Below are 11,188 nucleotides of genomic sequence, written 5' to 3'. Positions count from 1 at the left end.
TATAAATTTCGTTGCTTGACTAGGGCGAAAGCTTATTTTTGCCTGAAATTCTACTATATGGTGACCACAGATCGACAAAAAGATCTTATTGAACGCCTTGGCGCGTTAAGGAGGTATCTTTGACATAGATGCCAAATTGATTGAAATAGAGAACGAAGAGGAAAAAACGTTGGCACCGGGGTTTTGGGACAATCCGCAAGAGGCCCAAAAAAAGATGCAAGCCCTTAAATCCAAGAAAAAATGGGTCCAGGACTACCATGACGCAGAAAGCATGGTGGGCGACCTGGGGGTTTTTATGGAATTCCATCAAGCGGGAGAAGTGAGCCAAGAGGAAGTTGAACAACAATTTGACAGGGCTTTGCTTGCCATCGAAAAAATGGAGTTCAAGAACATGCTTTCTGATGAGGGCGATGAGTTGACCGCTGTGCTACAGATCACCGCCGGGGCAGGAGGCACCGAGAGCTGTGATTGGGCTGCCATGCTCATGCGCATGTACATTATGTGGAGCGAGAAAAACGGCTACAAGGTAAAGGAGCTTAATTACCAAGAAGGTGATGTAGCGGGAATAAAGACGGTTACCCTGCAAATTGATGGCGAATATTCCTTTGGTTGGTTGAAGGGAGAGAACGGTGTCCACCGTTTGGTAAGGATTTCACCATTCGACAGCAATGCCAAACGGCATACTTCCTTTGCATCGGTCTATGTTTATCCATTGGTGGATGACACCATCGAAATAGAGGTTAACCCAGCCGATATTGAGATTACCACGGCACGGTCCAGTGGTGCCGGTGGGCAAAACGTAAACAAGGTGGAAACCAAGGTGCAATTGGTGCACAAACCCACCGGTATCCAAATTTCATGCAGTGATTCCCGTTCCCAGCACGACAACAGGGCCACGGCCTTAAAGATGTTGAAATCCCAATTGTACGAAATCGAGCTGAGAAAAAAACAGGAAGCACGTGCTGAGATTGAATCTTCCAAGATGAAGATAGAATGGGGGTCACAGATAAGGAATTATGTGATGCATCCTTACAAATTGGTGAAAGATGTGCGCACCGGGGAGGAAACCGGTAATGTGGATGCCGTTATGGATGGGGAAATTGGCGCATTTTTAAAGGCCTACCTTATGATGATGGGGCAAAAGGAAGAGCAATAATAGAAAGAGTATGATCAAAATCTATCACAACCCTAGATGCAGAAAGTCAAGGGAAGGATTGGAATTACTTCAAAAATCGGGGCATGAATTTGAAGTGGTCCACTATCTTGATGATGTGCCAAGCGAGGAGGAATTGAAAACGATAATCCAATATTTGGAGATTGCACCAGAGGCCTTGGTTAGAAAAAGTGAATCTATTTGGAAAGAAAACTATAAAGGAAAATCACTTTCGAACGATGAAATCATTCGGGCCATGGTCAAGTACCCAAAACTAATCGAAAGACCCATAGTGATCAGGGATAAAACGGCTGTTATTGGAAGACCTACAGAAAAAATAAAGCCCCTGCTGTGAAACTTGGTAGGGTTTTTGCTCTTTGATGGCGAACGGAATGCTTTTAGTCCACTTTCGGAGGCTTTGGGACAAAACTTTGCTAACTTTACATATATGATAGATACCCCTAATTTGAAAAAATATAAGACACTTGTCATACTTTCATGCTTTGTTGGGTTAATCTCAACCCATGAATTAGTAGCGCAATTTGGATATGGAAATCCCTATGGTCAAAGAGCTGGTTTTGGCAGGCAGCGCAGTATTATACCACAATCCCAAAGCGCTCCAGAGGAGACCACTCCTCTTACTGCGGAAGAATTGGTGGATGAGCAAATGCCATCCATTACGGAAGAATTGGCACTTGACCCATTTGAAGAAGCTGTTGTAAGGACAACATTGGTCAAATCTGTTCAACAGCGGATGGAACTGGAAATTTTGGGCTTGGAGCCGCTTAAAATGCAAGAGGAAGTGGAAAAAATAAAGAAAAGACAGGACGAGGAAATCAAAGCTGGGCTTCCCCCTGAAAAGTTTGATGCGTATTTGGAACTACAGGAAAATAAGTTCAAAGCGAAAAAGAAAAAGAAGAAAAAAAAGAACAAGGATTAAAAAAAGAGGCTATGAGCCTCTTTTTTTATGATTATGCATTACGTTCCGCCTGTTTGGCCTCTCTTCTTTCCTTGAACATTTCCCTAAGGTTACCTATCAACCAATAAGGAACCACAAAGGTCAACAAGAAAATCATCAACCAAAACCCAATGGTGAGGATGGTCAAAAAAGCTAAAAAACCTAAATATTGGTCAAATTCGAACATTGTTCTTTTCTTTTGTCCCAACAAAGATACCGTAGTTTGGACAAAAAAAGCAAATCTCCATTCAAAAAATTGGAATTGCCAAGATAGGCTACCAAATAAATGCCCTAACCCCTACATTTGTACCAATAAAATATGAACTATGAGCTTTAGAATTGAAAAAGATACCATGGGCGAGGTTAAAGTGCCATCGGACAAATATTGGGGTGCACAAACTGAAAGGTCCCGTAACAATTTTAAAATAGGGGCTCCAGCTTCCATGCCCTTAGAAGTGGTTTATGGCTTTGCCTACTTAAAAAAGGCGGCCGCCCACACCAACTGCGAACTCGGAGTGCTTTCTGTGGAAAAAAGGGATTTGATAGCCAACGTGTGTGACGAGATATTGGCAGGCAAGCACGATGACCAATTCCCCTTGGTCATTTGGCAAACAGGTTCGGGTACCCAGAGCAATATGAACGTTAACGAGGTGATTGCCAATAGGGCCCATGAACTTGCCGGTAAAAAAATTGGGGAAGGTGAAAAGACGATTCAACCCAACGATGATGTGAACAAAAGCCAATCTTCCAACGATACGTTTCCCACGGGAATGCATATTGCCGCTTACAAGAAAATTGTGGAGGTTACCATTCCCGGGGTCAAACAACTACGTGATACTTTGGCCAAAAAGTCCAAGCAATTCCAAAAGGTGGTGAAAATTGGACGTACCCACTTGATGGATGCCACTCCCCTGACCTTGGGCCAGGAATTCTCGGGATATGTCTCACAATTGGATCATGGCTTGAAGGCCCTGAACAATACGCTGGACCACCTGAGCGAGCTTGCCCTGGGAGGAACCGCAGTGGGCACTGGACTGAACACCCCTGCAGGTTATGACGTATTGGTGGCCAAGTATATTGCCGAATTCACAGGGCTTCCCTTTAAAACGGCAGAAAATAAATTTGAAGCATTGGCCTCGCATGATGCCATTGTGGAAAGTCATGGTGCATTGAAACAATTGGCCGTTTCGCTGAATAAAATTGCCAATGATATCCGGATGATGGCCTCGGGTCCACGCTCGGGGATTGGAGAAATCTTAATCCCTGCCAACGAACCAGGAAGTTCCATTATGCCCGGCAAGGTAAACCCGACCCAATGTGAAGCCTTGACCATGGTATGTGCGCAGGTTATGGGCAACGATGTGGCCATAAGCATTGGTGGCACCCAGGGACACTATGAACTCAATGTGTTCAAGCCGGTCATGGCGGCCAACATATTACAATCTGCCCAGCTTATCGGTGATGCCTGTGTTAGTTTTGATGAAAATTGTGCTGTGGGAATAGAACCCAATCACGAGGTCATAAAAAGGTTATTGAACAATTCCTTGATGTTGGTGACTGCCCTGAACACAAAAATAGGGTACTACAAAGCTGCGGAGATTGCCAATGCCGCACATAACAATGGTACCACATTGAAAGAGGAAGCGGTAAAGTTGGGCTATGTTACCCCTGAAGAATATGATGAGTGGGTAAAACCTGAAGATATGGTTGGAGAGATCAAATAAATGCTCCTTCAGAGTAAGATAAAAGAAAAGCCCGGTTCCTAATTGAACCGGGCTTTTGTCTTAAAATAATGGATAGTGTATATTATTTTAGTATGAACTTGGAGGTGCCCAACAATTTCAACTTGCTGTCATATACGTTTACCATATAGTTTCCTTTTGGAAACTCAGAAGCAGGTTTGTTTATATAGTCACATACGTCCAAGGAACTGTTCTCATAGTAGAAATTGGTTTCCTTGCTATAGGTAATGGATGCACCTTCCTCAGTGGATTTGGAGAAGCTGTCACCCAAAACATTGCCTTGGGGATCCAATACTTCAATATAAAACTCCCTGTCGCCAGCCTCAGCGATAACGTTATCCGCTACAGTGAAGCATACCTTGAATTTATCAGTGGCCTTAGCTCTGGAAGTAGAAACCAATTTTCCTCCGCTTCTCTCCTTTACGGCATCCACAGAAAATTTTGAAAGGCTAAGTGCAGAACCTCTTTCAACAGCATCGGCCAATTGGGTGTTCTGTACAATCAAAGAATCGTTGAAAACAGTTTGTTTTTCCAACTCTACGAACGTGCTGTCCCTTTGCATGGCCAACAAGGTGTTGGATTGTGTCAAGGAGTCAACTTGTTTCAACAATTTCTCCCTTTCTTCCTTAAGTACGCTAACTTGCCTTCTGTATCGGGAAAGCGTGGCGATATCGGCCTTCATGCTTTGTACAGAATCGATGTACTTTGCAATGTTGTCCCTGGCGGCAACCAATTCTTCATTGGTAGCATTGCTTTCCAAAATGGCTTTGTCGTACTCGGCTTTCAAGTTGTTCAAGTCTTCAACAACCACTTCTTTTTCACTTTGAAGAGCTTCAGTGGTCTTCTTCTTATCTTGGTAAAGGCTTACCGTGTAAATAATGGTTCCAAGAAGTACTACACCAAGTAGTCCTGCTATTACCTTTAATCCATTGTTACTTTTTGTTTCAGTCATAACTTTAATAATTAATTGATTCTCGTTAAGGGTTATTAATCAATCTCACTTGGTTTATATACGCATTCCATTCCAATTTGGATTTTTGAAAACAAAATTTTCTTGGAAAAATTCATGTGGATTCCTTTTTGCCCTATTTTTAATTGGATGCCAAAAACCTGATCATGAAAAAAATTGCTGTTTATTTCACCTTGTCACTGCTTTTTGCGTTAGCATGTAAAGAAACCAAAAAGGAAAAGGAAGTTACATTGAAGGCAGATTCCCAATCAGGGACAAGCACTTCAAATGACATTAAAATAATACCCATCCAGCATGCCACAGCCGTTTTGGAGTGGAACGGAGTTGTCATTTATGTCGACCCCGTGGGAGGTAGAACTGCATTTTCGGGACAAAAACCTCCAGATTTGATCTTGGTCACGGACATTCATGGTGACCATTTCAGTTTGGAAACACTTCAAGAACTTGATACCCATAAGGCCAAGATTATGGTGCCACAGGCCGTTGCGGATAGAATGCCGGATGAGTTCGCTCCCCAAATTGATGTGCTCAACAATGGGGAGACCAAAGAGCGCTATGAAATTATGGTGGAGGCAATACCCATGTATAATTTAAGGGAGGAAGCCCTTGATTTTCATACAAAGGGAAGAGGAAATGGGTATGTGCTTAACCTCGATGGTATGCGACTTTACTTTTCCGGCGACACGGAAGATATTCCCGAAATGCGTGCCTTGCAAAACATTGACAAAGCTTTTGTCTGCATGAACCTGCCGTATACCATGACTGTTGAAAGTGCTGCCGATGCCGTATTGGAGTTTAAGCCTAAGGAGGTCTACCCCTACCATTACCGAGGACGGCCGGAAGTCAGTGATGTAGGGCTATTTGAACAACTGGTCAATTCAGGGGATTCCAATATAAAAGTGGTAAAATTGGACTGGTATCCCCAAGATGATTTTTGACCATTTAAAATATTATGGTGTTTAGATCGTTTAGAGTATAATCGACCCCAAATCAATACTTGACCAATGAATACAAAATTACGTGTGTTATGTGCCTTGGCGTGCGTTCTTGGCATGCAGGCTTCTTTCTCCAATCAATGTGACAGTTTTTACTCCAAGGTCACCTATGCCCTGAACCATACAAAAAAAGGCTTGTCCGCGACAAACTTTGAGCATCAAATGTATTATGCCGAAAGGGCATTGGCCGCTCTGGAAAAAGGAAAACCGTTCATGGACGACTGTAGTTGTGAAAAAGCCAAGGACAAAACACTGGATACCATGGAGACTTTGGATAAGGCCCTTGAACCGGTGGATTGGGAAGCTGGACGATTCTTTACCAAAAAGGCCATGGGGCAAATCAACGAATTGATTACCATTTTGGATAATTGCACAATGGGAGTGTCCTACCCCCAATCTGTTGAAGATAGTGACACAGTGATGCTGGAACACCAGGCCCATGGCAAGGAAGATGATTCCGTTGACTCCGAAAATGTAATGGAAATGGAAATGATCAGGGTTTTTGAAAAACATGCCAGTGAAAAACTATCCGCTGCCGAAAAGGCCATAAAGGAACTGGTGGCGCTTTCAAAAAGCATGGGGAGTATTCCCATTGAAGACAATAATGACCCCAATAGCCTATCCGCACACCAGGAAGTCTACATGGACAAAGCCAAAAAACTTCTCGAAGAGGGAATGAAAGAACTAGGTGGAGAAAAATAACGCTCCTACGTTCTACCGGATAAGTTTCTTATACTTGATTCGCTTGGGCATAATATCTGTTCCCAAGCGTTTCTTTTTATTTTCTTCATAATCTGAAAAGGAGCCCTCAAAAAAGTATACCTGTGAATCCCCTTCAAAGGCTAAAATATGGGTGCATATCCTATCCAGGAACCACCTGTCGTGCGAAATGATGACCGCGCAGCCCGCAAAATTTTCGAGTCCTTCTTCCAAGGCCCGCAGGGTGTTTACATCCAAATCGTTGGTAGGCTCGTCCAAAAGTAGCACGTTGCCCTCCTCCTTGAGCGTCATGGCCAAATGCAAGCGGTTTCTTTCGCCGCCAGAAAGCATGTTCACCTTTTTGTTCTGTTCGCTTCCCGAGAAATTGAACCGGCTCAGGTAGGCCCTTGAGTTGACCTGTCTCCCGCCCATCATCACCAATTCCTGACCCCCGCTGAAGTTTTCCCAAATACTTTTATTGGAATCTATATTGGAATGACTCTGGTCCACATAGGCAATCTTGGCCGTTTCCCCAACAACGAACTCACCCTTATCCGGGGTTTCCTCGCCCATGATCATTCTAAAAATGGTGGTCTTGCCAGCCCCATTGGGTCCGATAACGCCCACAATCCCTGCCTGCGGCAAATTGAAGTTGAGATCTTCATATAAGAGTTTGTCCCCATAGGCCTTGCTCACCCCTTTGGCCTCAATAACATTGGCGCCAAGTCTTGGACCATTGGGTATATAGATTTCCAGTTTTTCTTCCAACTGTTTTTGATCTTGGCTCAAAAGTCGATCATAACTGTTTAAACGTGCCTTCTGTTTTGCCTGTCTTCCCTTCGCACCTTGTCGTACCCACTCCAACTCACGCTCGAGGGTCTTTTGTCTTTTTGAAGCCTGTTTGCTTTCAACGGCCAGTCGTTTGGCTTTCTGATCCAACCAACTGGAATAATTGCCCTTCCAGGGAATGCCTTCGCCTCTATCAAGTTCCAGGATCCACCCGGCCACATTGTCCAGGAAATAACGGTCGTGGGTTACTGCAATGACGGTACCCTTATATTGTGCCAAGTGATGTTCCAACCAATGAACCGATTCGGCATCAAGGTGGTTGGTGGGCTCGTCGAGCAAAAGCACGTCAGGTTCCTTCAACAACAAACGGCAAAGGGCCACCCTTCTGCGTTCTCCCCCGGAAAGCACCCCAATCTTTTTATCAGGCTCGGGAGTTCGAAGCGCATCCATCGCTATTTCAAGCTTGGTATCAAGCTCCCAGGCATTCGCGGCATCAATCTCATCCTGCAAAACGGCCTGCCTGTCCATTAGCTTTTGCATCTTATCGGCATCCTCATAGACCTCGGGAAGACCAAACATATCGTTGATCTTATTGTATTCGTCCAAAATGGCAACAGTTTCCGCCACGCCTTCCCTCACCACCTCTAGAACGGTCTTGTTGTCATCCAATTGGGGTTCCTGCTCTAAATAACCGACGGTATAGCCTGGAGAAAAGACCACATCTCCCTGAAAATTCTTATCCACCCCGGCAATAATTTTCAGCAAGGTGGACTTTCCGGAACCATTCAATCCCAGAATGCCAATCTTTGCACCATAAAAGAAGCTGAGATAGATACCCTTTAGAACCGGTGTGTTCGCTGTCTTATAGGTCTTGGTGACCCCGGACATTGAAAAAATGACCTTTTTATCGTCTGACATGTAATTGAAAATTTAGTTAAAGGAGCCTATACCCTTCCTTTTAATGCGTTGAAAACCCAGGCAACGGCAAAAAAGCCAATTCCGACGGCTCCAAAACCATATCCGGCCACTTCATCATACTTGAATGCGCCCAAAGCGATCATTCCCATTCCAACAAATATCATTATCCAAGTGGCCCATGCGAGCACGGTGTTTTTGTTCATTCCCATAGTTATAATTCAGAAGAAGCCCAAATATCGTAAAAAATGAAATAATCCGATAGCCCGAGCAGGTTTAATCACTCAAAAGGGAATACAATGCCGCTTTTCCTTCGAACGGTATCCAACAAATCCACCAAATCCAGACTGTTTTGATGGGTCCAAAGGCTGCTTTCCGTTTTGTGCTCTTTCAGACACTTGTGTACCTCTTCAATTTCATAGAAAAGTCCATTGCCCTGCAAAGGATGTTTATATAGTTCCTCTTTACCATTCTTCACCACAGAGAACTCCTGGGCCTGATGCCATCTGGGGTGAATGTAAAGTTCACCATCCGTTCCAAAAATTCCTGCTTTCATTTGGGAATTGCAGGTAAATCCACTGAACAGAACGGCCTGGGATTTGGGATAGGTAAAAATCATGGAAGTCTGTAGTTCCGTACCATTGGGATGAAAGCTTGAGACCGCATGGATATCATCCGGTTTTCCCAAAAGCAGGTAAGCCAAAAAAATGGGATAAATACCAATATCCAACAGCGAACCGGAAGCCAATTCGGGGTTGAACAGTCGGGATTGTTCATCACGATCCAGTGCGTAGAAGGCAAAATCGGCGTTTAAATAGGTTATTTCGCCAATCATTCCTTCATCTATGTGTTGTTTGGCCGCCCTAATGGAGGGATTGAAGCGGGACCAAAGGGCTTCCATCAAAAAAACGTTGTTCTTGCGGGCAGATTCCACGAGCTGCTCCACTTCTTTCCGATTCACCCCCAGGGGCTTCTCGCACAGCACATGTTTGCCTGCCTCCATGGCCTGTATTGCCAGTTCTTTGTGAAACCTATGGGGTGTAGCGATGTAGACCACATCCACGGCATCGTTGGAAAAAAGTTCCCCATAGCTTCCAAATGCATGTGGAATATGATGGAGCTTTGAGAACTCTTGCGCCTTTGCCAACGACCTGGAAGCGACCCCCATGATATTTGCATCATTGAAGAGCTTTAAATTCTCCACAAACTTGGTGGCAATGTTTCCGGGACCGACTATCCCCCAGTTGATCTTTGCATCCATATTAAATCAAAAGTAATGATTATAACTCCTTATCTTTAGCCAACTGTAAGTAATTGGGCAATTCAGTATGGATATTAATTTCAACAAAAACGAGGACCATAATAAGTTGAAGCTCTCCGAGCTACGGAAAAACCTGTCAAGAGTGAGATTGGGAGGTGGTAAAACCCGGATTGAAAAACACCATGCCAAAGGCAAGATGACCGCTCGTGAGCGGATAGCATATCTATTGGATGACAGCTCGGAATTTATTGAAATCGGTGCCTTTGCGGGCGAAGGAATGTACGTGGAACACGGAGGGTGTCCCTCTGGTGGCGTTGTAGTCATTATTGGCCATGTGCAAGGAAGACTGTGTGTGGTTGTGGCCAACGATGCCACGGTAAAAGCCGGTGCCTGGTTCCCCATCACCGGAAAAAAGAACCTTAGGGCGCAGGAGATTGCCATCGAAAACAAGTTGCCCATCATTTATTTAGTGGACAGTGCGGGCGTTTATTTACCAATGCAGGATGAAATCTTTCCGGACAAGGAGCACTTTGGCCGAATTTTTAGGAACAATGCCGTAATGAGTAGCATGGGCATCACCCAAATAGCCGCGGTTATGGGAAGCTGTGTTGCAGGGGGTGCTTACCTTCCTATCATGAGTGATGAGGCCTTGATCGTAGAGAAGACGGGTAGCATCTTTTTGGCAGGCAGTTATCTGGTTAAAGCGGCCATCGGTGAGACCATTGACAACGAGACCCTGGGCGGGGCAACTACCCATTCTGAAATCAGTGGTGTTACCGACTACAAGGCTAAGGATGACAGGGATGCGTTGGACAAGATTAAGAGCATCGTTAACAAAATGGGGCATTTTGAAAAAGCGGGTTTTAATCGAATTGTATCGGAAGAACCCGTTGAGAACCCCGAAGACATATATGGCATTTTGCCCGCTTCACGGGCCGATCAGTATGATATGCTCGAAATCATAAAGAGGTTGGTGGACAAGTCGGAATTTGAACAGTATAAGGAAGGTTATGGAAAAACCTTGCTTACGGGATATGCCAGGATTGACGGCTGGGCGGTCGGGATTGTGGCCAACCAGCGTAAAGTGGTGAAAACAAAAAAGGGGGAAATGCGGTTTGGGGGCGTCATTTATTCGGAATCTGCGGATAAAGCAACACGATTTATCGCCAATTGCAACCAGAAGAAAATTCCCCTGGTTTTCCTTCAGGATGTCACTGGTTTCATGGTGGGCAGCAAAAGCGAACATGGCGGTATCATAAAGGATGGTGCCAAAATGGTCAATGCCGTTAGTAACTCAGTGGTCCCCAAGTTTACCATTGTAATTGGCAACAGCTATGGTGCCGGAAATTATGCCATGTGTGGCAAGGCTTACGATCCAAGATTGATAGTGGCATGGCCCAGTGCAGAACTTGCGGTTATGAGCGGAAACTCTGCTGCCAAGGTTTTATTGCAAATTGAAAAGGCATCGTTGGAAGGAAAAGGAAAACCCTTGGACACCGAAACGGAAAAGGCGCTGTTCGATAAGATAAAACAACGGTACGACAATCAAATTTCACCCTATTATGCAGCTGCCAGACTATGGACAGATGCCATCATAGATCCCCTGGAAACCCGAAAATGGATTTCACTGGGAATAGCATCGGCAAACCATGCGCCCATTGAGAAAAAATTCAATATGGGTGTGCTTCAGGTGTGAAGCCTTTCCA

At 44.6% G+C, this 11,188-nt stretch carries 12 protein-coding genes; 7 read left to right on the top strand and 5 right to left on the bottom strand.

Annotated elements, in window-relative coordinates:
- The first annotated feature begins 57 nt into the window (after positions 1-57).
- The 3 genes from prfB to K7G75_RS09545 all read left to right on the top strand — a co-directional run bounded on the left by prfB (position 58) and on the right by K7G75_RS09545 (position 2,093).
- A protein-coding gene (gene prfB, locus K7G75_RS09555) for a peptide chain release factor 2 (RefSeq protein ID WP_222984023.1) occupies positions 58-1,156 on the top strand; the annotation gives its coding sequence in 2 pieces (ribosomal slippage) (positions 58-120 and positions 122-1,156; 1,098 coding nt in all).
- 10 nt (positions 1,157-1,166) lie between these two features.
- Positions 1,167-1,508 (top strand): arsenate reductase (glutaredoxin), encoded by a 342-nt coding sequence (arsC, locus tag K7G75_RS09550; protein ID WP_222984022.1) that lies wholly within the window; start codon positions 1,167-1,169, stop codon positions 1,506-1,508.
- A gap of 93 nt (positions 1,509-1,601) precedes the next feature.
- Complete coding sequence (locus K7G75_RS09545; protein WP_262420312.1) at positions 1,602-2,093, top strand: hypothetical protein; 492 nt, start codon at positions 1,602-1,604, stop codon at positions 2,091-2,093.
- A gap of 31 nt (positions 2,094-2,124) precedes the next feature.
- Here K7G75_RS09545 and K7G75_RS09540 read toward each other — a convergent pair whose 3' ends face one another.
- Positions 2,125-2,298 (bottom strand): hypothetical protein, encoded by a 174-nt coding sequence (locus tag K7G75_RS09540; protein ID WP_222984021.1) that lies wholly within the window; start codon positions 2,296-2,298, stop codon positions 2,125-2,127.
- Positions 2,299-2,437: 139 nt separating this feature from the next.
- Here K7G75_RS09540 and fumC point away from each other — a divergent pair, with 139 nt between their 5' ends.
- Entirely contained in the window at positions 2,438-3,835 is a 1,398-nt protein-coding gene (fumC, locus tag K7G75_RS09535) for a class II fumarate hydratase (protein WP_222984020.1), read from the top strand.
- A gap of 82 nt (positions 3,836-3,917) precedes the next feature.
- On the opposite strand, the gene K7G75_RS09530 is transcribed toward fumC, so the two are convergent.
- Positions 3,918-4,805 (bottom strand): hypothetical protein, encoded by an 888-nt coding sequence (locus K7G75_RS09530; protein WP_222984019.1) that lies wholly within the window; start codon positions 4,803-4,805, stop codon positions 3,918-3,920.
- A gap of 164 nt (positions 4,806-4,969) precedes the next feature.
- On the opposite strand from K7G75_RS09530, the gene K7G75_RS09525 reads away from it, so the two are divergent.
- Both K7G75_RS09525 and K7G75_RS09520 read left to right on the top strand, forming a co-directional pair.
- Positions 4,970-5,761: an MBL fold metallo-hydrolase gene (locus K7G75_RS09525; RefSeq protein ID WP_222984018.1), complete on the top strand. Its 792-nt coding sequence runs from the start codon at positions 4,970-4,972 to the stop codon at positions 5,759-5,761.
- A 66-nt stretch (positions 5,762-5,827) separates the two neighbouring features.
- The gene (locus K7G75_RS09520) at positions 5,828-6,520 is read left to right on the top strand and encodes a hypothetical protein (protein WP_222984017.1); all 693 of its coding nucleotides are present in this window, start codon (positions 5,828-5,830) and stop codon (positions 6,518-6,520) included.
- Between the two features lie 12 nt (positions 6,521-6,532).
- Here K7G75_RS09520 and ettA read toward each other — a convergent pair whose 3' ends face one another.
- The 3 genes from ettA to K7G75_RS09505 form a co-directional block, all read right to left on the bottom strand.
- Positions 6,533-8,224 carry an energy-dependent translational throttle protein EttA gene (ettA, locus tag K7G75_RS09515; RefSeq protein ID WP_222984016.1) on the bottom strand — a complete coding sequence of 564 codons (1,692 nt, stop codon included), beginning with the start codon at positions 8,222-8,224 and terminating at the stop codon, positions 6,533-6,535.
- 26 nt (positions 8,225-8,250) lie between these two features.
- Positions 8,251-8,427, bottom strand: a complete 177-nt coding sequence (locus tag K7G75_RS09510) for a CAL67264 family membrane protein (protein WP_166522517.1) — start codon at positions 8,425-8,427, stop codon at positions 8,251-8,253.
- Positions 8,428-8,501: 74 nt separating this feature from the next.
- The gene (locus tag K7G75_RS09505) at positions 8,502-9,482 is read right to left on the bottom strand and encodes a Gfo/Idh/MocA family protein (RefSeq protein WP_222984015.1); all 981 of its coding nucleotides are present in this window, start codon (positions 9,480-9,482) and stop codon (positions 8,502-8,504) included.
- A 67-nt stretch (positions 9,483-9,549) separates the two neighbouring features.
- Here K7G75_RS09505 and K7G75_RS09500 point away from each other — a divergent pair, with 67 nt between their 5' ends.
- The gene (locus tag K7G75_RS09500; protein ID WP_222984014.1) at positions 9,550-11,178 is read left to right on the top strand and encodes an acyl-CoA carboxylase subunit beta; all 1,629 of its coding nucleotides are present in this window, start codon (positions 9,550-9,552) and stop codon (positions 11,176-11,178) included.
- The last annotated feature ends 10 nt before the right edge of the window (positions 11,179-11,188 follow it).

Origin of the sequence: Flagellimonas meishanensis (assembly GCF_019880545.1) — a bacterium.
In the GTDB taxonomy this organism is placed as follows: domain Bacteria; phylum Bacteroidota; class Bacteroidia; order Flavobacteriales; family Flavobacteriaceae; genus Flagellimonas; species Flagellimonas meishanensis.
The sequence above is the reverse complement of the archived record's forward strand: the minus strand, read 5'-3'. Positions and strand labels throughout refer to the sequence as shown.